At 47.3% G+C, this 24,863-nt stretch carries 14 protein-coding genes; 2 read left to right on the top strand and 12 right to left on the bottom strand.

Annotated features, from left to right (window positions below; genetic code table 11):
• Window positions 1–2: 2 nt before the first annotated feature.
• From ACYVE4_RS19800 to ACYVE4_RS19780, 5 genes are all read right to left on the bottom strand, one after another.
• A complete protein-coding gene (locus tag ACYVE4_RS19800) occupies window positions 3–4,433 on the bottom strand; it encodes a hypothetical protein (protein WP_461041949.1) in 4,431 nt (1,476 codons plus the stop codon).
• A 42-nt stretch (window positions 4,434–4,475) separates the two neighbouring features.
• On the bottom strand, window positions 4,476–6,449 hold the full coding sequence (locus ACYVE4_RS19795; protein WP_461041948.1) for a hypothetical protein: 1,974 nt from the start codon (window positions 6,447–6,449) through the stop codon (window positions 4,476–4,478).
• 12 nt (window positions 6,450–6,461) lie between these two features.
• Complete coding sequence (locus ACYVE4_RS19790) at window positions 6,462–8,183, bottom strand: hypothetical protein (protein WP_461041947.1); 1,722 nt, start codon at window positions 8,181–8,183, stop codon at window positions 6,462–6,464.
• 255 nt (window positions 8,184–8,438) lie between these two features.
• On the bottom strand, window positions 8,439–11,510 hold the full coding sequence (locus tag ACYVE4_RS19785; protein WP_461041946.1) for an ATP-binding protein: 3,072 nt from the start codon (window positions 11,508–11,510) through the stop codon (window positions 8,439–8,441).
• Between the two features lie 601 nt (window positions 11,511–12,111).
• On the bottom strand, window positions 12,112–14,004 hold the full coding sequence (locus tag ACYVE4_RS19780; protein ID WP_461041945.1) for a histidine kinase dimerization/phosphoacceptor domain -containing protein: 1,893 nt from the start codon (window positions 14,002–14,004) through the stop codon (window positions 12,112–12,114).
• A gap of 773 nt (window positions 14,005–14,777) precedes the next feature.
• Between ACYVE4_RS19780 and ACYVE4_RS19775 the strand changes: the two genes are divergently transcribed.
• Complete coding sequence (locus ACYVE4_RS19775; protein ID WP_461041944.1) at window positions 14,778–15,452, top strand: TMEM175 family protein; 675 nt, start codon at window positions 14,778–14,780, stop codon at window positions 15,450–15,452.
• 262 nt (window positions 15,453–15,714) lie between these two features.
• Window positions 15,715–17,088, top strand: a complete 1,374-nt coding sequence (locus ACYVE4_RS19770; protein ID WP_461041942.1) for a hypothetical protein — start codon at window positions 15,715–15,717, stop codon at window positions 17,086–17,088.
• 18 nt (window positions 17,089–17,106) lie between these two features.
• Here the strand turns inward: ACYVE4_RS19770 and ACYVE4_RS19765 are convergent, their stop codons facing one another.
• From ACYVE4_RS19765 to ACYVE4_RS19735, 7 genes are all read right to left on the bottom strand, one after another.
• The gene (locus tag ACYVE4_RS19765; RefSeq protein WP_461041941.1) at window positions 17,107–18,381 is read right to left on the bottom strand and encodes a low temperature requirement protein A; all 1,275 of its coding nucleotides are present in this window, start codon (window positions 18,379–18,381) and stop codon (window positions 17,107–17,109) included.
• 59 nt (window positions 18,382–18,440) lie between these two features.
• Window positions 18,441–20,786, bottom strand: a complete 2,346-nt coding sequence (locus ACYVE4_RS19760; RefSeq protein WP_461041939.1) for a xanthine dehydrogenase family protein molybdopterin-binding subunit — start codon at window positions 20,784–20,786, stop codon at window positions 18,441–18,443.
• A 49-nt stretch (window positions 20,787–20,835) separates the two neighbouring features.
• Window positions 20,836–21,822, bottom strand: a complete 987-nt coding sequence (locus tag ACYVE4_RS19755) for an FAD binding domain-containing protein (protein WP_461041937.1) — start codon at window positions 21,820–21,822, stop codon at window positions 20,836–20,838.
• A gap of 91 nt (window positions 21,823–21,913) precedes the next feature.
• The gene (locus tag ACYVE4_RS19750; protein ID WP_461041936.1) at window positions 21,914–22,525 is read right to left on the bottom strand and encodes a (2Fe-2S)-binding protein; all 612 of its coding nucleotides are present in this window, start codon (window positions 22,523–22,525) and stop codon (window positions 21,914–21,916) included.
• An 85-nt stretch (window positions 22,526–22,610) separates the two neighbouring features.
• Complete coding sequence (locus ACYVE4_RS19745; protein WP_461041935.1) at window positions 22,611–23,360, bottom strand: DJ-1/PfpI/YhbO family deglycase/protease; 750 nt, start codon at window positions 23,358–23,360, stop codon at window positions 22,611–22,613.
• Window positions 23,361–23,461: 101 nt separating this feature from the next.
• Window positions 23,462–24,130, bottom strand: a complete 669-nt coding sequence (locus ACYVE4_RS19740) for an antibiotic biosynthesis monooxygenase (protein WP_461041934.1) — start codon at window positions 24,128–24,130, stop codon at window positions 23,462–23,464.
• Between the two features lie 427 nt (window positions 24,131–24,557).
• The gene (locus ACYVE4_RS19735) at window positions 24,558–24,740 is read right to left on the bottom strand and encodes a hypothetical protein (protein WP_461041933.1); all 183 of its coding nucleotides are present in this window, start codon (window positions 24,738–24,740) and stop codon (window positions 24,558–24,560) included.
• Between the last annotated feature and the right edge of the window lie 123 nt (window positions 24,741–24,863).

The raw sequence follows: 24,863 nt of genomic DNA, 5'->3' as shown, positions 1-24,863 counted from the left end.
AATTAGGGATTTCGTACGTAGAACCAGACCTGGGAGCTGCTATTATCGTCCTTGTAGTTGTCGACGCGCCCCATATCGTAACTATCCCACGTACGGGTTCTGAACGTAAATCTTTGCTTGAAGTCAGTCCCTTCTATCGGAATCCAGTCGCTGGAGGCCTCCTGTGAACCGTCCGTAATTACTAGTTCGGCAACCAGTGTCAGATCGACATTCGGCTTATGCAGGTAAGTCCATTTTTTATAGGCTCCTTTCCGCGTATCGATATCGGTACGTTCTTCATTTGAAATGAATCGGATCTGATTATTCGGCTGCTTGGATCTGAACCGGCGAAGTCCTGAACCGTAAGAGTAGTAATTGGCTGCGATAAATACATTTTCGAGGGTAGGTCCACCATCTACTCGTAAATTACACCATTCATATACAGGCACTTCCGGGTCCATTTTCAGGATAATCATTTCCGTTCGCTCGATCGAGTAGTTCGATTCCTTGGTGAAGTTTGCGTCGGCCTCTGAGCTAGTATCGCTCCGATGGATGGTTGCCGATGGAGAGGTACCTTTCACCAGATTGACTCTGGAGTTTACGTCATAAGTACGGTTCCCATTTAAGCAGGGTGAATCGCCAAACTTCATAAAGGCTTTCCCTTCGATGATGCCGCCTAACAAGCTGTATTCGAACGTCAAAGCGCCGAAGCTACCTTTAAAGTCGAAAACGCCTGCTGCCGTAAGCGCACCTCTCAGTATCTCGAATTTGGTCTGGCTTCCCTTAATATTGACGGCAATACCCAGTGCACCAGATCCATGAAACACACCCGAACCCAGCCAGTGCGAATCATTGCAGGAGGTAAACGTTTTATCGTAAGAAACCATAACCCCGATTCCTAGACGAATGCTGGCATAAACCGATACCGCTTTTGTGGGCGTAGAGAGGTATACTTCGCCCCCTAACGACAAGCCAAGGCTGAAATAGCCCGTTCCATCGGCCATGACGGTGGAGGGTAGATTGAAATTGATGGGCATTTCTCCCCGGCTGATCAACTCATTATTAATCAAGGTTTTGGCATTCTCAACAATAGGCGTATAGACGACCTGATTGCTGGGCAAGGGGACGTTCCCCCCAACAATGTATAACGTAGCGCCAATCTTGAGATAGGTAGGCGACTCATCCCGACCCAGATTAATGTTGATTTCTATCGCCAATGGCTGATCGGGGCGCCCAATCCAGAGATAGCCATTTACAGGATTAGGCGTATCTTTTTCACTCAGTTTGACGCCATTTTTCTTAGATTCTTTCTGCTCTTTATCCTCTTTGATCAGATCATCGACTACGATTTTAAAGCTAACCATCCCCAGAAATCCCGCTCCTTCGCTATCGGCCGCTCCTCGGACATACGAACGATTTCCATCGGTACTGTTCTTGCTGGTGGCATCCGTCTTCAGTGGAGCGTGCATAAACCCATACAGATTGCCCTCCATAATAAAATCATCACCGGAGGCATCGAACGAGAGGTCAAACTTGAAGATGGCAAATTTGTCATCCAGTGACACGTCCAGTAATTTGACGGCATTATTGATTTGCTGGTTGGTCAGTGTATGATTAGGCGTTTGTACTCGCCCGGAACTTGTGGCTGGTTTTGGATTTTGCGAAGCGGTCGAAAGTGCATCCGTTGCATTCATAGGTTCTACGCCAGTTGCATCACGGGCAAATTCCCATGTGCCAAATATGCTGAATTTGCGGAATCCACCCGCCCCCGCATTTTCGCCTTTCCCAAACTCCCCATAAAAGCCCAGAAACCCTCGTTGCGTATCCTTTGTCGCATAGAATGAAGCCGCCAGCAGAAAGCCTCCTACCTTTTTTAGCGGTAAAAACTTCTTGCCTGTTAACGAGTATCTGGAACCAATATCATTGGTCTGGGTCATGTTTACCGAAACACCGGCTCCCAGACCATTGACAAATACACCGGGGCCAATGGCAACCCCTGCCTCACCAAACGAAAGTAGAAAATCGACATAAGTGAAGTTAAAGGACGAATCGGTGCCTGGATATTGTCGGCCACCGAGCCAATTGACCGTTAATCGCGGGGAGTCGCTGTCGCCGGCCAATCCTACTCCAGGTGTATTACCTGTTACAGTTGATGAGACAGGGTTGTTACCCTTGGGAAATAATTTCTTTAAGCCCTTTATTTTAAATTCGGCCGTTATATGTCCATAACATACCCTGCCATATTCTTCACTGTTCTCATAGTTAAGATTTCCATCCAACGTCAACCCTACATCGGAGCCGCTCTTGATCTGGATTGTATTGAGACTTATTCCTGAAAAATTGGATTTGAAATCAATAGCTGACGTTTGTTTTTCACTCACCTCCCAGGCAAACGCAATACCAATGCCGATCACAATATTGATCCCATCTGCGTTCATTTCGGCGGAGGTGCTATTAGCTGCCACACTCGTAGTAACCGAAGGCTGTGAATTGGCGGCCGCTGGCTGTGTTGTACTAACTATCTGAGTAGTACTAACGGGGTTGATATTGGCGTAGAACGTAAAATCGATGGTGCATTCTTTTTCCGTATCGTCGTATTCAGCCATCAGTCTTTTCAGCCCGAACTTGCCAAATACGGGCGCATTCCCCAATTGTTCATAGCCCATGCGGGCAAAGCTGAAAATGGGCTTTTTACTTAGTAGCGAGTACCCAACCATCAGGTCTTCGACCAGAAATACGCCGAGCGACAGAACCTTTTCGCTGTTTTTTTGAGAAGCATCGTACGATACTTTTTTGCCATCAAGGTCCAGACCGATCACGTACCGAAAACTAAGCTTCGGGACAATTAATACGCGGGCCTGCGTAAAATTGGCACTCGAGTTACCAAGCACGGCACCGCCAACAGCTAACGAATCCGAATTATATAGATTGATGAGTTGATCAGTATTGGTGGCGGTTGGGGTATTGTTATCATTGTTGTTGCCAGCGGCTGGTCTGGTTGTTGCACTTCGATTCGTTAAACTCTGATCGTCTTTGGTGAAATCGGCTTTTGAGTCCTCCCGTAGCGTTGATTTGGCTCCCAGAAAGTACATGTTTGCCTGCTTGTTCACCTTCAGGGCAAAATTGCCTGATTTGTCGTCAAGGCTACCGGTATAGGTAATGTATTCGTCGGGATCGGCCTTGGTAAAATCGTATACCGGACTATCGTTCTTGAAGGGACTTTTAGCGACCAAGATTCCTATTTTCCCTTTGATTGTAAGGGACTTGTAATTGCTTTGAGTAATTCGAAAATTGATATTATCAATGCTCATAGGCGAACCCCCAAGCTGATTGAAATTAGCGACAGCACTTCCACTGCCCTGCATATAAATACCTGATTCGTCCATCAGGAATGTCGTAGACTCAAAACTTGGGCGTGTTGGATTCGGGTTGCTGGAGGTTGCCGGAATAAAAAACATCGGCAGATATAGGGTTGTCGTCGTTGCATACAAACCCGTCCATTGATTGATCATTTCGGTGCCTGTTCCGAAGAACGTGCCAACCGACTGCGTGATGGTTGACGGGGTCGATTTTTCGGAAAAATCGAAATAGACTTCCTTCAATAAAAACCCCAGTGCCCCCGATGATTTTTTCATCGTGAAGGCTAACTGATCTTTTAATTTCACAGTCAAACCAGCAAGGCTTGTTGCCTGAAAATCAATGGCTGACGAAACGACGGACCCATTCGTTAGCGGGTAACCTTTACTGTCTAATTTCAGGAACGTGTCTTTATTTAATTCTAATTTTCCTTTCAAAACCAGCCCGTCAAAACTGCCGCAATTGATTTTTAATTGGGATGCGGTGGTTGATGGGGCTGCGCTCATTTGGCCGCCGGTTAAACTCACTTTATACTGCGTATTTGCGAACTCCTGCGTACCCAGCATGACAAGACCGACGGTACCTGCTAAACCCGATGCCATTACGTATTTGACGCCGGTAGCTCCGAAATACAATTCCTGATCACCGAGCAGCAGTCGGGCATACACATCCAGCTCAACATGATCGGGCTTAAACAGGGCTTTTTTGATCAACAGATATCCCTGACTCGTATTGTCGATCGGAACGGCAATAGGCAATGTTTGGAGGGCCGAATTGGTCAGCGTCGATAGTATTTTTCCCTGACTCTGTAACTGATCGAATAGGGTTTTGGCCTCCTTAGCTTGCTGCGATAAATCGGCAACCTGAATTTTCGATGGCGACAATAATCGTGACATCTCGCTCAGATTCTGTACGCTCAAACTCTGGTTCAGCATCGACTCCATGGCCATAGCTGCAGCCGCACTGTTCTCTTTCGTCGGCTGAGTTAGATTTTTACCAGGGTTTTCGTCTTCTCCCAACGCGAGAAACGAACTGCCCAATAACCCCAGAACGACTGACAGGAATTTGAGTTGATGTATGGATTTCCAGAGAGTCATATTCGTACTAGATAAATAATTTTTATGCTGATAATTAGCTTGTTATAGCATGAATAATTTCGGGAGCAGTACCGAAACCGCGTCGGTGCCAAAATCGAGGTATTTACTCAGGTAAGCCGTCAGATTCGTCAGATTACGCTGATTCTCCACGGCCTGTGCCTGCAACTGGGTTCGCAGTTTCTGTAAATCCTGCTTCTTCTGTGCGTTCGTTTCGGTTGATAATTTCTCATTGATTGCATTCAGGCAAGTCGTTATCGCAGTCTGCTTATCAACCAGCTTATATTTAAAACCTGCCATCTGATAATTAACCCGAAGTATGTTGCCAATCCGATTCTGTACATTGTATTTACAGTCGTCGTAAATCTTATTGGCAACCGTCTTCAGTGAATCGATCTGAATGCCGAGTTTCCTGATCGATTGGTCGGCAACATCGCCTGAATTACCCGCACCAGCCGCCAGAAGTGAGATTTGCATGCCGGTAGGTTCGCTGGTTAAATAGCCGGAAATCACTTCATTATATTGATTGATCTGAAAATTTTCGGAGAAATACAGTTTGATGCTGGTATTACCTCCTCCCGTTGTTTTAATAGCAGCCTGCGCATATTCCGTTGTGATGACCCGCACATCGGTTCCTCCAACATGCAGCGTATCGCCAATGGCAATCGTGTTCTTGGTTTGATCGGTTGGATTGACGATCGGATTCTGGCAGGTAGCTACCAGCGGAGTCGGATTTTTCTTCCGGCTTTTGCCCGTTAATAGGGCCAGATAATCGTTGTTATCCCGCGAAACACCAGCAATTGCTATAGATGACCAGTTAAACTTTTGTAGAATTACCCGATCAGAATACAAGGTCTGGTCTGCTGCCAGATCGGTCATGCCGCCTACCCGAAAATTGTAGGCTTTCTGATTATCAATGGCAAGTTTCGATGAATAGGTGTTATTCCCAATCTTCGTCAGATCCGGGTTTTGAAGGCCATATAGAATGGATATAGGGTTAGTAAGCGAATTAAGTATAGTAGAAAGATAGCCCGTTGACTGAATAGTCGGCTGTTGGGCGTATTGCAGATCATATCGAATTTGCTGATCAATTCCCGACCAGGTTACGACAGCTTTTCCGTCCCAATCCCACTTGGCAGACGTAATGGTAGGAGCACGATTTTTTTCGCCATAGGTAAAGATGAAAATTTCGCTGTATCCGTCATTCCTGAAAATACCGACGTCCTCAAAGCCCATTTTCGCCCTCGCCCGAACCCGAAAACCATAAGTTCGTCCGGGAATCAAAGGGGGCATAGCTGGCCCAAATAGGATTGTTGTATTGGTCGTAGTGGCTTGATAATAGGGTGGCTGAGACAGGAAGAGATTTTGCAAGTTGCCGTTGTAGTTGGCTGGTACAAGTAATTCGGTTAACACAAAATCATACTCAACTGCATTGGCTTGCCTATGGCGGGGAAGCCATTGAAAAATGGTATTCTGCGGATTCTGTGTTTTTACGAACCCCTGATTTGCTGGTAAACTCAATATGGGAGGGTCGTTGACAACCAGCCAAACCGGAGGTAGCGTCACTGCGCCCGACAGCGATTTATTGGTCAGCACATCCAGTATTTCGACCGAAAAATTGTAAATGTCTTCTCCTAACGGTTGACTATATACGGTTGGTGAAATGCCTAGGTTTTCCCAGGTAAAGTAACGCCCAAAGTCAGCCTGCGTAAACGTCTGTACGATGCCGGGAGTCAGGGTAAACATGGGCACGTTGCCTGGTTGCGGACGATTGCTGAAACTAGCCCGATTGCTGGTAATTGAGAATTTGAAATAGACCTGCGTGGGACCCAGGTTCAGGTCGCGCAGAATAACTTTCAGGCTGAGATTTTGCCCCAACGGATTCGCATAATCCGACAGTTTGATCGGATAGGGAGGTTTGGAGTAAAACGTAGCCTGCACAGGAAAATGCTGCGCCCTTCCTTCCTGTAGTAGCGACAGAAGTACGACTATAAAGACTATGAAACGCACGTTTCGCATCAGCGTAAAGCGTTAAAAACGATTGACATAACCAACCGTCAGAGAAACATAGCTTTGGGCGCTCAGGCCGATGCCGGACAGCTGCGTGAATCCAAGATTACCTGAGAAGCTATTCATTTTATCCACTTTGTAAACGGCACTGGCCCGCAGGTTAAAAGCACCCGTCTGCGTATCGTATGCCTGATCGGTTGAATAGATATAAGCCAGTGAACTGCTGGTTATTAGCTTATTCGTTAAAAACGATTTCTGGATATTGACCAGCGGACCGATTGACACTGATTTTTGCGTACCGATGCTATTGTAACTCCCGTTTAGTCCAACCCCGAAACTTTGCGACAACTTGGGCTGAACGTAATTGTACAGCAGCGATGAATTAATAAATCCGGATTCCTGCCCAATTCGGACGATATCGCCCTGTTTACCCACCGATTGCATCCAGGATGCGTTCAGGTTGAGGTTATGAACGGCGGTTTCTGTACTGGCAATCGCGTAATTGATATTGGTCGAAAGATTCTGATTGATCTGCCGGTAATTCAGCGTATCCAACTGCTCGAAGGGATTCAATCGCCGAATGTTGTCGAAAGCCGTTCGGATGTACGAATAAGACGTATAGCTTGAAAAGTTGAACCCGATATTCAGTCGTTGGCTCAGGTTAGCGTTTACATTCGCCATCCCGACTACCCTCCGCTGGCTCGATGATTTTTTCTCCGCAATGTCGTCGCGCTGAAGGCCCAGGCTTCCCGAAAAATTGACTTTCCCGGCAAAAAAGGCCTGGTTGTAGCGGACGGATATGTTTTCGAGATCATTGACGAAATAGTATCCCCCCAACGTGACGTAATCAGGATCAACGCGCTGGTAATCGAGGCCGATAATGCCTCCCGATTGGCCCAGGTTGTAATTCAATCCAAATCGGTAGCTATTGTACGACTGCACATCTGCCCCGCGCCGGAAGAACATACCCGACAATGATTTCCGGCTGATGCTTTCCTCACTGATCTGATTCTTATCGGCATTCAGCGAACTGGAATTGTACTCACCACTGAGTTGCAGTCGTTTGAACAGCGTGGTGCTAAAATCCAGGCCCATCACCAGGTTTTCTTTGGGTTGCGGTCGCTGGCTATCGGTCAGATTTGGTAAGGAAGCCGGATTGTCCGACGCATTAAATAAGGTGAGTCCCACCGCGTAAACATCCGTCCGATATTGCGCTTTCACGCCCATGCCCATCCGTCGGTAGGTGGGCGATATAGGAGCCGGTGCTAACGGATCACCTTCCGTGGCTTTCAGCAATCGGCCATACATCAGGCTGATAGTCCATCGGTTTGGCGTGAGGGTGACACCAGCGCCCTGAAACTGATGCCCATTTAAAGAGTAGGGCGAAAAGGTCATAAAGCAAGTCCCGATTTCGGCCGAAATCCATTTGTAAGTCGGCCGAAATGTGACGAAATTGAAGGAGAAAGGCTGGCTGTAGGTAAAGGTGCGATTGGAATAGTTGAAACTGAAGGGCAAACTAAATGTCTTATAGGTTAGATTAATATTGCCGCTTAAGAAATAGCTGACAGCCGGAAGATTCGCTGATTGGTTGGACGTATACACCATGTTGGCCGATAGTCCGCCCGCCACCTTCAGCTTTTTATCTCCTACTTTATAGGCATTCGGGTCCAGATTTTGCCCGTAGCTATAGGATACCCAGAAAAGAAAACATCCCAGATAAAGAAAAGTGTAAACGTGTTTCATGGGCTAGAGGAAGTATACCCATCAACCTTACCCAATACGTCGAAATACGAACTAAATAATGGTTGATTTTGAGTACTCAAATCTTCACATAAGCCCTTGTTATTTTCTTACACTATTGTTTCAATTCGTATGCTATTGTTTCATTTTCGCTTTTTCTGCCGCAGAATAACGGAAAAAAGCCTGTAAATAGGCATTAAACCCACTCTTTGAACGCAAGAAAACCGAAATGGATAGTACCCATAAATGTGGTATCGACTAGATTTTAAGTGAGCCTGGAGGATAGCCAAAATGCTCACTAAATACTTTTGAAAAGTAAGGGGGGGAACTATACCCAACCCGATAGGCAACTTCTGCAACGGTCAAATTTTCGGACTGAAGTAGTTCGCAGGCTTTTTCCAGTCGTACGCTGTTAATAAATCCGGTTGTACTTAGGTTGGTCAAGGCCGTCAGTTTGCGGTGAAGCTGAGCGCGACTCATCCGCGAATGCGTAACGAGTGTATCGACGTCAACCTCTTCGGTCAGGCGGTCTAAAACAAGTTGCCGGAGCCGTTCTATAAATTGTTTCTCCTTGTCTGGCAGGGGACTACTAGCCGCTAACGAGGGCTGACTATCACTTTGTGAGGTATTACGGGTTAGGTACTGGTGCCAGCGCCGACGCAGTGCAAGGATGTTGTGAATACGAGTGGTTAGTTCAGAAAGCTCAAACGGTTTGCTCAGGTAATCGTCTGCTCCAATCGTTAGGCCGCTCATCTTACTTTCAAACGATGCTTTCGCGGATAAGATAATAATAGGAATATGACTGGTCCGATCGTCATTTTTTAACGTGCTGATCAGCTCGTAACCATCCAGTTTAGGCATCATAACATCGCTTAAAATCAAATCAGGAATAACCGCTAAAGCCTGGGCCACTCCCTCCTGACCATCAACGGCTTCGATCACCTGGTAATTTGAACGGAGATGATCAGCTACGTACGTACGAAGTTCTTTATTGTCTTCCACAACAAGGATAATTGGCTTATCCGATGGCGCATCCATTGCCACAGAATCAGTGAAGTCTGGTTGGCCTAATAGAGTCTCTGAGAGATGTTCCGCAAGAAGGGTTTCAACTGAACTATCTGCAACGGATTTGATGGGTAATTGAACCGTAAACGTGCTGCCTTTGCCCACGGTACTTTCTACGGCAACCTGCCCACCCATGAGCTCAGTAAGTTCTTTCACATACGCCAATCCAATACCCGTACCTTCGTACTGACGCGTAAGCGAGTTATCTGCCTGATAAAACCGTTCGAATATCCGTAATAGCTGATCGGCGGCTATCCCAATACCTGTATCCTGCACAACCAGCTTGAGCTGCGAGTTGCCCATTACTTCACAGGAAACGAATACCCTACCTCCTTCTGGAGTGAATTTTAATGCGTTCGAAACCAGGTTGTAAGTAATCTTGCCAAGTTTATCATCATCGAAAAGATACATCTGTTCGGTAGACGCTGATTCAGTTGATGAAGAAATCGACAGGTTAATGTTTTTTTTGACAGCCATCTCGGCAAATCCCTGAACCTGCTCGTTGATAAACGCGATTGGATCACCTACTTTGGTGTGAATTTCCAGCTTATGGGCATCCATCCGGGAAATGTCGAGCATCTCAATAATGAGCCGAGTGAGCTGGTCGGCGTTTCGCTTGATGGTATTGAGCCGTTCCTTTCCCCAGGTATCGGTTGATCGGGTGGCTAATTGTTCGGCCGCGTGCAGGATCAATGTCAGGGGTGTCCGAAATTCATGGGTGACATTAGCAAAGAACTGGCTCTTCAATTCATCGAGTTTTCGCAGGTTGGTTGCTTCCAGTTTCTCGATCATTAATTCTCGCTGTATTCGCTGCCTTCGGAGGTACGTATGAATGAGAAAGTAGCCCCCACCAACCACAAAAAGAACGGCGGCTAAACGAACCCACCAGATATTGTAAAACAACGGTTTTACATCGATATCCATCACCCTGATTGGATCATTCCAGGTACCATTATTCCGACTTGGGCTTACCCAAAAGGTGTAGTGACCCGGTGGAAGCTGGTAACTCACCAATGTGGATTGCTCTTCCCGAGTTAGCCAATCCTCACTGTAAGGGACTAATTTATGGCGGGAGCGATTCCGTTGTCGTTTATTCGAAAGGGTATAGTGTATTTCAAGGGATTCGTTTTCCAGTATGGTTAGCGAAACCCTTCCCAAAGAATCTCGCGTTAACCGGTGATTTTCAGCCTTTTCATTCAAGCGGGTTCCGTTTATTTTTACATCTACGAGACTTATAGGTGGCACTGGTTGGATCTCGTTCAGGCTATAAAGATTGAGTTCATTGGGGCTGCCAGTCCACAAGTGATTCATATGGTCAGCAAATATCCAGTCGAAGCGGTCGCCGTAATAGGGGAATTCAAGCCGTTGCAGGCCATCGCGGTCATTATACCGGTAAGCCGCATACCAGGTGCAGAAATAATCGTTTCCTTGCCGATCCGTTGAAAAAGAATAAGGCCCCAAGCTGCGATCAACATAATGTTTAACCAGAGGAAATCGCTGAAATTGTTCCTTTACTGGATCGAAGATATCAAGCACATCGGGCATCCCAATCATAAGTTGCCCATTTCGACGGACGTGAACGTTTCTGACATCGTTACTGCTGATTGAGTTTGTATTGAGTGGGTCGTTTCGGAATACCCTTACCTGTTTTGTAATTGGATGATAGGCATAAAGTCCATGAGCGGTCGCCAGCCAGAGTCTCCCATCAGCCGTTTCATTAATGTCCCATACCCGTACATTTTCGGTAAATACATGCTCGACTGCTAGCGTATTGGGGTCAACCCGAATCATACCGTTTTCCATGAGTCCGATCCAGAGTACACCATGGGAGTCTGGAAAAAGGCAATCCATGGTATATTTTACCAAATAGTCTCGTACGACCCTGGCTGAATCGGGTATTCGAATAATTTGCTGTCGTTTTGTATCAACATAAGCCAGTGATCGACTATAGCCTGGATTAAGCCAAACTTTGCCGTCGACCGAGGAAACTGCCTGAAGGAAATCATCATTCTTTCGACGAAGCGGATCGTGAAGTACCCGAAACCGGCGACCATCGTAGGTTACAATACCATCGTCAGTGGCAAACCAGAGCAGTTGAGTTTGATCCCGGCTAATCCCGTTTCCGGTAAAATTGATGCCCGACTTACTCGTGAATGTCTGGATAAGACGAGGCATAAGCTGCGCCAGTACCGACTGTCGACCAGCTATGCATCCTATAATCGTAAGCAAAAACCAGCAACTAATGAATCGACAAGCAGTTGGCATAGCTGAGCAAGACTTACCGAAAGATAGGTAATTACACTCATGAATTGTAAAACAAAGGCAGAGTTATGATTAAGTGGGCCTAAGGCTGTCCGTTTCAGAAATGACCTTTACAGGTTTAATTAAAATGTTTCGAATCTGTAGCAATCGCAACTCCTACCTGGTTGCATGAACAGAACTAAATGAACTGGCAAAAAGCCACATATACTCGTCCAGATTGGACAGAAAAGTATCCCGGATTTCCCTGTAGTAGTGGACCGCAGGTTGCATTATTAAAAACTCATGCACCATCTTGGAGCTGGTGTTCGTCAGCTGAATTTTAGCTTTGCCAGGTTCCTTTAAAAAAAGCATTGACAAGCGTAGATGATGGTCATACAGATCCCCACAAACCTAGATAAATACAACGCTCTCCACAAGTATTGCCCTTGATCCCCCTTTCTCTGAACGGTTTCTGGCTTTTTGAGATAAAAAGGGCTTGGCTGGATTTCAAATTTATAATAAGCGTTGACTTCACCAAGCAATAGTTGAGCACTTTAAAATGATTTTTATTCTGGCAACTCAACAATATGCTGTGTTGTATAAATGCTTGTTATAGAAGAATCAATCATACAAATAACTTATTGCTGATTTTTTCTTCCTCTGTAAGCTTATAATTCATGATAAGCGAAATTCTGGTTCCGTCCTGATAGTCAAAATGAATTTGTGCGCCCAGATCTTCGCTTAACCCTTTCATGAGTTGAATACCCAATGAGTTTTGATGGTTATATACGCCCTCATTCCAGCCAATACCATCGTCTTCAACCGTCAATACTAACGTATCGGCCTGCTGTTGAAGTTTTACACGTATAATTCCGTGAAGGTTACCCGGAAATGCATGTTTAAAAGCGTTCGTGACACTTTCATTGATGATCAGAGCAAGAGGAACCGCTTGCGTGCCTGGCATCTTTACAGAATCTATTTCCTGTACAATCCTGACGCGGTCCGAGAGGTCAAAACTTTCAGCAAGAAAAAGGAGGAATTCAGCTAAATAGCTCTTCATATCAATCGTTGTGATATCAGCCGACTGATACAGCTTTTGATGGATCAAGGACATGGCATAAATCCTGTGTTGACTCGTTTTTAGGGCCTTTAATGCATCATTGTCAAGGAACGCTCCCTGACTTTCAAGCAGGCAGAAAATAGTATGCAGATTATTTTTAACCCGGTGATGAACCTCTTTCAACAACCATTCTTTCTCGTTGAGCAGATGCTCTAACAATTGGTTTTTATCGGTGATAATTGAATTTTTATATTCAATTGCACGGCTATTGCGTCTATTCTGTCGGTACTTGGAAAAAAGCAACGCTGAGATAATGAATAGAAACAGTACCACGATACTGGCAATTACTGTGTTCAGGTTTGCGATGCGAATCCGTTCTTCCTGAATCTTTGCATTCTGGCCTAACAGCTTAATATTCTGGTTTTTAATTTTAATTTCATCCTCTTTTTGCTGCGCTTCGAAAGCGATACGAAGGCGTTGCACCTCGCTTTCCCTGGAACGAGTCAGATTAAAATAACTCATGCTGCTCGCAAGACTCAATTGTTTGATTGCTTCCTGATAATGACCTGTTGCTGAATCGGTTAAAAAGGTCATGTAATGCAGGTGTCTATTGACGCTGTTGTCGTGCAGCGTTTCCGAAAATTGAAGCACTTTGTACAGGAGCGGCCTTGCCTTGGCAAACTGTTTGGAATCGGTATAAAGTTGGCCCAGGCTTGCTGTAGTTCGGTAGAGATGCAGGCTGTGTTTTTTACTGATTGCATAAGCTCGTTTGTAATAAATCTCACACGTTTTATATTTTTTCATACGGCGGTAAATGCACCCCATAATCACGTTATGATAGATATGGTCTGAGATTGTTTGAGGAGATGCACTGGCAAGCAGCTTTTTGATTCTCCTTAAATCGTCTTTATAGTTGCTAGTCTTACCGTAAATGTATTCAGTATTAAAGAGGAATAGGGGGTCAGACAAGTTATACCGACCTGCTCGTTGTGAATAGTGTTTGATAGCAAGCTGGATATAAAACATGGCCTTGACATGATCGTCATTGTCCGTACACATTATAGCGTGGTTCGTATAAATGTCCCCTGCCCTACTGTAATTCTTTGTGACGGCCATTGATTTGATCGCTTCTAACGAATAAAAAAGTGCCCGTGACTGATCACCTATGTAATAATTATATTCACTCAATGCCGCATACGTACTGGGGTAATAGGGTATTCCTGATTTTTTTAAGCGCTCAGCAACGTTGAGAAGTTCTTTTTCCGCATTAGGATGTAGCTGTTTCGCATGAACCAAGGCAATAAGTTGACAACCCAGTAGCTCACGGGTGACGTCCCGCAGTTGTATACTTAAGTCAATTGCTTGATTAGCAAGGTTAATTGCTTTGGGCCAGTCATCGGTTTTTATATCGTTGTCAGCTTCACAGTAGGCATACGCTAACCGCAACTGTAAATCCATTTTGAAGCGACTATCGAGATGCTCAAGCAGCTTTTCGGCTCGGTTAAGGTCTTTTCTATCTATCGCTACGAGCGTTAGTAGAAAAGTGGCCTGCTGCTTTATTTGCTGGGGCAAGCCATTCGTTACGTCGACCCTGCGTACGTAATCGACGGCTCTATCCAGGTCTTTGTAGCGTTTTCGCGGTTTGTTATAGTACAAATTCGCCAGATCGATTAAAGCCTGATTACGACTGGTAAACGAAGTAGATGGGTCCTGAATAAGACTCGTTAACGAAGCCAACTTGTTTTCCGAAACAATCGGGAGGGGCGGATAAAACTGACAACGACCATATTCTGGCACTAAACACCCGATTACTATCAAGAGCGGAAGCCACCTCGTAGTAATCAGTAATGAAAACACAGGGCATATAATGAGCATAATACTGTTGAGTGCTATTGAATTCAGGCTTGGACTTGATAGCAAAAATTAATATAAAGCTACTGATTTGCAAAGAGTTGACAATAGTTTAGGGCTAACTTTAAAGTCAGCAGTATTCCCTTTGCTGGGTAATCCTGATATATCATGATAGTTTCTCGGATTATCACGATATATCGTAATAATCTGAATCCTAAAAATTAGTAAATTTCTGTAAATAAGGCACTTAGTTATTTGGTAGGATTTTTACGTGTTACTCCGTTAAAAATAAGATATTCTGACAACGTTTAAACGCTGGATTTACTCAAGCATGGTTTAATACGGAATGAAAACCTGAACGCTACCTACCTTAAGAACAAATGAGCCAATCAGACGACCGAGAAAAAGGATTTAAAACGGATCGAATTAAAGCGCTTACCGACGGCGTATTTGGCATAGCTATGACGCTACTAGTCCTGGATGTGAAGGAATCGGCCGGTCAGGGACAAGAATTTTGGGAGCAGTTTCAGCCAATACTCGCCAAGATTTTTCCCTACATCGTCAGCTTTCTCATCCTGGGTATTTATTGGACGGGGCATCACTCGCAATTTTATTTCATAAAGCATACAAACCGTATGCATCTATGGCTCAATATAATCCTGCTCATGTTTGTTTCGCTCATTCCTTTTTCGGCGGCCTTGCTCAGTGAAAAAAAGTTGAGTAAATTTTCCGTTTTAGTATATGGTAGTAATTTAATTGCCGTCCTCCTGGCTTTTTATGCCCAGTGGTGGTATGCCACACATAACCATCGCCTGATCGACCCGAAACTCGATAATCGCATCGTGTCTATAGTAAAAAAAAGAATGATTATTCAGGTTGGGTTCTTTTTCGTGGCTTTGGCGGTATCGTACCTAAATACTACTGTAAGTCTGATTCTATTTCTTCTAGGGCAATTGTCGTATATATTTCTTACCACCCAGACACCAACGGGCGCACCTGCAAAGGTTGAGAAGTCGGTCTCGAAGAAGCAGACCGAAAACGAAAATTCGAAATAAGAAAAGGACCGATTCTAAAGTTCAGGTGGAAGAAAAGGGCTACTTCTTATCCTGTTAATATCTAATTCAATGGGTATAGTAAAAAACAATGGATACGTTGCGTAAACGATGATGCTTATTGAAATGGTTAGAAAAGCTGACGTTGCGGCTTCGTTGACGTAACGTCATTAGCTAGTTAGAGATGTGTTCTTTATCCTGTATCGTTTGCAAAGTGAAACGTACCGTCCATTTCATCACTCCCTCGTACATACCGCATCGATTTATGAAGCATTGTATTGGTTGTTTTTCTTCTGATACCTGCTCAGGTAACACGGTTTGGCTACTTTTCCTGGCTATCCTGATCGGGCCGATGTTCACTACTACAAGCCAAGCGCAGGGATCTAAAGACAGCCGTAAAATAGTATTTACGGGGGTCGTTTCGGATGCGGTGAACGGGATGCTGATCGACTCGGTCAGTGTTTCGGCAGCTGGTGTCACCACGCGATCTGACGCCAAGGGCGTTTTTACGCTCGAAATCCCGATAAAAAAGTGGAATGCACTTAAAGACAAGGCATTAACATTTTCCCGTGACAACTTCTTTACGGTAAAACGTACCATTTCAGCTGGCGACGGGCTTCGTATTGAGACTAAAATGAAAGCCCAATATCCACTACGTAACATACTTCACCTATTTACCGACCCCGGCATTCCGGAGAGGGGGCCCCACGAATCGTCCCCCACGCCAAAATGCGCAGACGTAACCGTTGTGCCTGACTTAATTGGGGGGCAATTGGGCCGACACAATTTTATCTACATTGGCGAAAATCACCGACGTATCTGCCTGGTAATCGGCGGGAAATTAGCCTGGCACTACGACACGGAAAACGATTGGGAAGATGATGAAATCTGGATGCTGTCGAATGGAAATATCCTCCACGCGCACATGAAATACATTGAGGAAATAACCCCGAAGAAAGAAATTGTGTGGCGCTATGATAGTCCAAAAGGTACCGAAATTCATACGTGCCAGCCTATAGGCGTTGATAAAGTCCTTTTTCTCCAGAATCAAAGCGATGTAGCTCAGGTCAAATTATACAACAAAGTCACTGGAAAATTCGAGGTAGAAAAAGAGCTTAAGGAATTAGGGAAGGGGCCTCACGGTCAGTGTAGACGATTTCGTATGACCAGTAAGGGTACTTATTTGGCTGCTACCCTGGGTACCCACACGTTTTATGAATATGACAAAAATTTCAACCTAATCTGGACGCACGATCCGGGCTCTATGTGGGGCGGAGTTCCGCTTAAAAATGGCAATTACCTGTTTCAACGGGAAAATGCCACGACTTCAGTAGAGATAAACAAGGCGGGTAAGATTGTCTGGCAGGCTTCTATTGCTGACATTCAAGAGCAACTCAATAAGCTAGCCCCCAACGCCGGCAAAATAACCGCCACGCAGACCTGCGAACGATTAGCTAATGGCAATACCGTACTGTTTACCCGCTTTTGTGATGCTAGTATACCGCAGGCTATCGAAATAACGCCCGACAAAAAGGTGGTTTGGATACTCCAGGACTGGAAGCACCTGGGTGATAGTGTGTCGGCCCAATTTCTGGATGAACCCGGTTACCCGGAGGTGCCCGGTGAAACAAACCACTAAGCGCCTTGTAATTTCGGCTTATTTGTCATCATTCTGAGCAGCGAACTCAAAGGGAGTTTTTGCTCCCTGCTCAGAAGAGCTACTGGCGAAACGGGAGGCAATCGTGGGGGGATTGTCGACTGGAACCAAAGAGCCTAACTGGTCCGTAAGAATGATTGCCGAGCTGGTCAATGCACAAAGCACCAGTAAAAACAGGAGGGAGATCCAGGGTGCAGACAACACCAGTATGGTTCCCATTAGTAGCCGAATGACCATTTTCTGCCTGGCTCCGGACTGAAGTTGCTCCCTGGCCCACTGATTAACCATGGACAGAAGTCCTGTAATGATATAGCTGCCACCCACTCCGCACCCAATCAACCAGTTAGAAAGGGTCAAGCCGGGTTTTGGGTGAACGGCTAGTGCAAGGCCTACTCCGCTTACTAGCAGAAGCAGGGTGAGGGGCAGATGGAGGTAAATCCAGGCCCAGAACGGTCCGGTGCGTTGATGTTCACTTAGGGCTCGCACCGGGGTATAATAAACATAATCAAAATAGGACGCCCAGATTCCCAGCAAGGTTACTCCCGCCAGCAGTGCCCGGTTAACGCTATCGAAACGAATACCTGTCTCATGTAACTCCAGCACAATACCAGATGCAATTTGCGCAACCACTAAGGTTGTGAATGTGGCCACTCGGCCAGGCAGATGGCGGGCATCAGGTGGAAAACGTCTTTGCAAACTTAACCCTCCCGCTACCAGGGGAGTAAGTATCTCAATGACCGAAGCCAGTACCCACAAATAGTAGCTCTCTGGCGTTTGCACCAGACCAGCTCCTACCCAGCACGCAAGCCCCAGGCAGACGCCGACCTGTATATGGAAGATAAAAGGCCGCGCAACGGGTACGTAATACCGGGCACGAATGTATTTAAGCAATAGTATGACGCGTAATCCAGCGTACGTGCCTATAAAAAGTACGGTTGTCTGATGGCTGAGTAGGGCAGTCCCTATGCTTGCTGCCATAACTAACAACCCCAATAACTCCACCGATGTGAATAGAAACTCTACCGGATCATCGTCCACGCTGAATCTGTTCGCGTAAAACGTCAATCCAAACCATAACCACCATACGGGTACCAGTAGTAACAGGATATACCCTAAAGTTTCTACGGTGGGTTCAGCGAGCATGCGCTTGACCAGATGCCCAAGCATTACCACAAACGCCAGGTCGGTCAGCAACTCTATTCGGGTAGGTATGCGTGGACCCGGCGGATCTGTAGTTCGTAATCGAGGTACTTTGTCCGTTGAAAACTGATTCATACCGCGTTGTTGGCATTGAACTAAACCCGTTCGGAATAGGATCGACGTAACGCAGAGACTTACCGCGTTTTTCGAAGCGCTTTTAATACCTTGTCCGGCGTAATGGGCAGTGAGGTTAGCCGGTGACCGATGGCGTGGAAAATGGCATTGCTGACAGCCGCACTGGTTCCAACGATGGATACTTCACCCAGACCTTTTACACCCATAGCGTTGACGTAGCGGTCCTCTTCGTCAACGAATGCTACGGTCATCTCGGGGATATCCGCATTGACACATACATGGTAATCCGCCAGACTGGCGTTGGTATAGCGGGCCAGGTGTGGGTCACGCACAGTGCCCTCCATCAAGGCCGCACCAATGCCAAAGATACTGCCTCCCATAACTTGCGAACGGGCCGTCCGGGAATTAAGAATGCGCCCGGCTGCTACTACACTCACCCAGCGCGTTACGTGTACAGTCCCCAGATCGACATCTACCTGTACCTCGCAGAAATGGGCGCTGAAGGAATGCATCGAGTGACCAGCTGCGTCGTCCTTCTTGGCATTGGGGGTGTTCAGTGTGGCTTCCGGCGACTCATAGCTGCTCCCATAATGACCTGTGGCGATTCCCTCTACGTCGTCCAGACCGATGCGCTGCATTAACGTAGTAAAGGCTTCTCCTTTAGTCGCATCTGTTTTCAGTTGAAGCCGACCTTTCACAACGTCCACATCGGCTGGCTTCGCTTTATACACGGGTGAATGTTGGTCAGCAATGGCCACTTTGATGAGTTTTTGCCACACGTCCTGTGCGGCCAGAAACACCGAGGACGATACCGTGCCCGCAGCCCGCGACCCGCCCGACATGGCCGTGGTGGGTAACGCACTATCGCCCAACTCGAAGTGTACATTTTCGGGGGCTAGACCCAGTGAGTCGGCTGCTACCTGGGTGATGATGGTATAGGTCCCTGTACCCAAATCAGTAGCACCAGCTTGTACCAGGGCGTGTCCGTCGGCATACAGTCGTACGCGGGCGTTGCCCTGCGCGTCGTGTACTGGGTAGGAGCCTGAAGCCATGCCCCAGCCAACTAAGTGGTTTCCTTTGCGGGTGGCTCCGTTTTTCGGGTTTCGCTTACTCCATCCGAATAAGTCAGCACCCCGCTCGTAACACTGTTTCAGGCTTTTACTGCTCCAGGGCTTGCCGGTACCCGGATCTTTGTCAGCGTGGTTCAATAGTCGGATGGCAATGGGGTCCAGCCCCACCTGATAGGCTAAATCATCCATGGCGCACTCCATGGCAAATGAGCCAGGGGCTTCACCGGGGCCGCGCATGTAGGTGGACGTCATGACGTTAGCCCTGGCCAGCTTCACCGAAGCGTCAAAATTCGGGCAGGCGTAGAGCATGTTGATGACCTTGCTGTTCATTTCAGCGTAGTTGTCCCAGGGCGAGGTCGTCGAGGTTTTTTCGTGGAGCAGGGCCAGCAGCTTACCTTCTTTGGTCGCACCCACGTGTAGTGTCTGCTCCTGGTCTTCGCGGTGGCCCATGCTGGTAAACATCTGCGGACGCGTCAGCACCAGCTTCACCGGACGGCCTATGAATTTGGCGGCCAGCGCCGTCAGTACCGTGTGTGGCCACATCGTGAGTTTGCAGCCGAAACCCCCGCCGAGAAATTTATTGATAACCCGTACATTGTCAGATGGAAGCCCCAACATAACGGACAGGGCCTTGTGCGTCGAGGCTATCGCCTGCGTGGTGTCATAAACGGTTACCCGGTCAGCGGCTTCCCAATGGGCAATAGTAGCGCCGGGTTCCATAGGATTGTGGTGGTTGGTAGGGTGCTGACAGGTAATCGTCAGTTTCACAGGAGCCTTGGAAAATGCCGACTGAGCATCCCCCCGCTTAGTCGGTACCTGAGCGGCCGCCCCATCGTTGGGCGCAAACAGTTTAGCCCTGGCATCCTGGTAAGAAGCTACTGGCTGTTCGGCAACAACGGATACTTTTAGCAACGCAGCAGCGTGCTGAGCGTGCTCCAACGTATCGGCAATTACAATAGCCACTGGCTGTCCAGCGTAAAAAATCTGGTCAGAGGTCAATGGGGTGAAGCTCATCTGCATGGCCAGCGCAATCTTCTTTTTGCCTTCCGGAGTAGCCGGCGTCTGCGCCAGCGGTGGCATATTTAGATGAGTCATGATACCCAGTACGCCTGTCATCCGTTTGGCTTCGCTGTCGTCAAAACCGGTGATTCGGCCTTTCGCAACGTCGCTGGTTTTGATCACGGCATGGACTAAGCCCGGTATCTGGTTGTACTCAGCCGAATACGTGGCGGCCCCCATCACTTTGGCCCGACCATCGACACGAACCAGTGGCTTTCCTATGACGTCTGAGGAGGACTGCTGATCAGCAAATGTGGGATTTTCAAGTAGATCCATACGTCTTAAGAAGTAAAAAGGTAGAAAGGTGGCCCAGGTCAAGATTCACCTAGGCGTTCGCTACGGTTTGCAGGGCACGTACCAGTGTGTTTTGAGCTAGATCCACTTTGAATGCATTTTCGCTACGAGGTTTGGCTGTCTTGAGCGCAGCAGCAGCAGCCTTTTGAAACGTAGCTAGCTTAGCCGGGGCTCCCGTAAGCACTTGTTCGGCTGCTGGACTGCGCCAGGGCTGTGCCCCAACTCCACCCAGCGCCACCCGAGCCGAGCGAATAATACCATTCTGTATATCGAGACCCACAGCCGCCGATGCCAGAGCGTACGCATAACTAGTACGTTCGCGCACTTTCAGGTAGGTTGAATGTTGGGCATGGTTGGCGGCCGGAATGAGTACGGCAATAATTAATTCACCCGCTTCCAGTATATTTTCCCGATGCGGTGTATTGCCGGGCAGCAGATAGAACTCGTTGATGGGCACACGACGCTGTTTGCCGGTTTGATTTTGCAGAATCAGTACGGCATCGAAAGCCACCAGCGCCACGGCTAAGTCGCCAGGGTAGCTGGTGGTTATGCAGCTTTCACTAGTGCCTAGAATGGCCATGTTGTGGTTGTCGCCGGTGAGGGCAGGGCAGCCGGAGCCTGGCTGGCGTTTGTTGCAGGGAAAAGCACCGTCACGGAAATAACCGCAGCGAGTGCGTTGCAACAGGTTGCCGCCGATGCTGGCCATATTACGCAATTGTGCCGAGGCTGCTAACAATAACGACTGCGACACGGCTGGGAACTGTTGTAAGACAAGCGGGTTTTCACCTACGGCATTCATGCGTTCCATTGCTCCAATGCGCAGCCCGTCCCTAGTTTGCTCAATGCCTTTAAACGGTAGTGGGTTGATGTCGACTAACAAAGGTGGAGCCGCCAGATTGGCCTTCATCAAATCGAGCAGCGTCGTTGCGCCAGCCACATATACGGCCTGTGGCTGATCGTTCATCAGCTGAGCAGCTTCCTGGGCCGTACTAGCCTTTGCGTAATGAAAATCATTCATAGGTAACTCGATTAAGAGGTGACTTATAGCGAATCAGAAGATAGGTGACACACAACGGGCTGGAACGCCAGGATTGAGCAAGGCTTATTAATTACTGAATGGAGGCAACTTCGCGTATGGCAGCTAAAATGTTGGCATAAGCGCCACATCGGCAAATATTTCCGCTCATCCACTCCCGACACTGATCGTCGGACGTAGCGTGGCCTTCCCGTACACAGGCTACGGCGCTCATGATCTGTCCGGGCGTGCAATACCCACACTGAAAACCATCATGCTTAAGAAAAGCCTCCTGCATGGGATGTAACCGGGCAGTCGCACTGTCATCGCCCTTCGCCAACCCTTCGATGGTTGTGATCGCTTTTCCCTGCTGCATAATCGCCAGCGTGAGGCAGGAGGTAATGCGATCGCCATCTACATGGACGGTACAGGCTCCGCACTGGCCGTGGTCACAGCCTTTTTTGGTACCCGTCAGGTGCAGATACTCACGTAGCGCATCCAGCAACGTCGTGCGAGGCTCGGCACGTAGCGAGTACACTCGCCCGTTGATGCGTAAAGACAGTTCAGTAGCGCCCTGCACAACAGAGGGACCGGGCGCTGTGGGTTCAGCCTGATTCATGGGTGCCAGCGTTAGTCCGACCAAGCCAGTGGTGTGCTTAATAAAAGTTCGCCGTGAGCTGCTGCCCGGAGACCATTTAGATGTCATAGCGGTAGGAACATGGATAAATTAATAATAGGAAATAAAGGATGCCCGGTACATTGCCGCATGGTGGCAACGTACCGGGCTAAGCTCACTTCGCGTTCTTGTTTTCAGTTAACCACTCAGCGACGGCACGGGAGAAATCGGCTACATCAATTGGGTGGCGGCTGGTGATCAGGTTATCGTCGATCACCACAGGTTGATCCAGTACTTGCCCACCAGCGTTAATAAGGTCGGTATGAATATTCCAGTAGGCCGTCAATTTCCTGCCCTTCAGCATGTCGGCCGTAGCCAGCACTACCGGCGCGTGGCAGATAGCCGCCACTAACTTGCCCGACTGATTGAATGCCTGAATAAACGCGATAACGTCCTTGTCATGGCGCAGGTTGTCGGGGTTCCACGCTCCTCCGGGAATGAAAATGGCGTCGTAATCAGCTACCTGAATCTCATCAGCGCGCCGATCCACTTTAACCCAGCCCACGGGTTGCAGGTATTGGATGGCCATGATGTGGTCCTGAGCCATAGCCGGCATGGTAAGCCCGAAACGGGCCGGTGCAGGATTGGCCTTCGGTCCCACAATATCCACCTGAGCACCCAGCGCACGAAAGTACCACACTGGCCCAAGTAGCTCAATTTCTTCAAAACCATCAGCGGCAATGACGGCGATTTTTTTGTCAGCCAATTGCTGATCATTGTCAATAGGATCGAAGAAAAACTGGCGTAACGCTTCGTTTCCCGGAGCGGTGAGCAGATGGGCAGGAGGCATGGTCGCTACTACCGGGGCGCTACTTAGTTGTTGCAGAACATCCAGTTCATGGGTATTATTTTGTTGAGTAACCATATATGAATTGATTAGAAAATGATACGCTAAAAGCAACGCTTCGTTCTACTGACTTTATGGGGAAAATGTAAATAGGTACGGTATATAAAAAGCTAGAAACGCTACTCCTGGTTGGTAGGCATCAACAGCTTCAACTTATGTAGCCCCTTCTCGAAGGGCGGATTTGTAATGGACGTGTGGAGAAAATCAAGAATTGGTCCGACTGGTGGAAACTTTAGGTGAGTTTGAAGAGCCTCAGCGTTGCGGAATTTCTCGTACGTAAGAAATCGGGTATCGGCTCCATTCAGTTGGGTAAGTTGATAAGTGATTACGCCGGCTTCGCTACGGATGGCAGGCATCGCTGAGTGGTATCGTTTCTTGAATTCCTCCTGTGTTCCGGGTTTAGCATCGACAAACAGCATCACCGTCATCGGGTCGTCATTGGCGTTGGGTTCTCTGCGCCAGGCCTGTTTGGAGAGGGGTTCCAGATCTGTCACCGAAAACTTTTCAATGGGGGCTGTCAACCCCTCTTTGGTCACCGTATCGATTTCTTTGGTCTGAATGCTTTCTTGAAGCGTGGCAAACGGTTGCTGATTTTCCCACCGCTCAATCAACCAAAGGACGGTGGGGGAGTCAATTTCAGCATAAGCTTCGGCCATTACATTGCCTTCAATTTTCAGCGCCTGGAGAACATATGCACTCAGCGCCTGTTGCATCTGATTTTGATAGCCTGGCTTAACGGAGTATTTAGTCAGCTGAACAACTAGGCTATTGACTTCCTGAGGTAGCATTTCGGTATATAGTTTAATGACACGTCAATAAAAGCTACTTTGTTTCGGCTACTCTTCACGGGGTTAGGCAGAAGGCTCGACGTATAGTCAAGCACCAGACCCGCAGTTATTTTGATCTTAATTAGATACTCACGAACTCTGTTGTATAAGTTTTCAAAACTTGTGCCAAGTTTGTAAGTGATTGAATTTTAGACGATTAGCCTTATTTATCTTAATAAAAAAACGACGATATATCGTTAAAAAGCCCGAAATAGCGATATGTCGTTTACTAGGAGGATTTTGTAAAAATGGGAGCGAGGCAGCTGTATTTCCAGCTATTTTACCCCCTTTCTACATCGCGTTCATCCATAAAGCATATTGCGTTAGTCTTATCGATGTTGACTACTAGACTGGTCGTTCGCCAATTTTACGTCATGATCAGTGCTGGTTATAAGAGCCTGGGATAGAGGTCTTTGACGTCTTGATGAACCGAATGAAAGTCCATGCCTTCCAGATTCCAATGCGCATTTAGCGTTTTGGTATAGAGGAAAAATGCATCAGCCAGTAGTATGGCTAGTTGATGGGCAACAACTTCCCGGTTTTCAGCCGAGATACTGATTGACGTTTTCATGGGCAATGGACTAATTGATTTATATAGTACGTTTGAACAGGTTTGAAAAATACTCAAAAAAACAGTTATTCCTCTGTGATTTGAGCCACCAGCCTGGGTAAGTCCGATGTTATATTAGCCAAA

This window comes from Spirosoma harenae, assembly GCF_054776975.1.
This window is presented reverse-complemented; position numbering and strand designations above follow the sequence as displayed.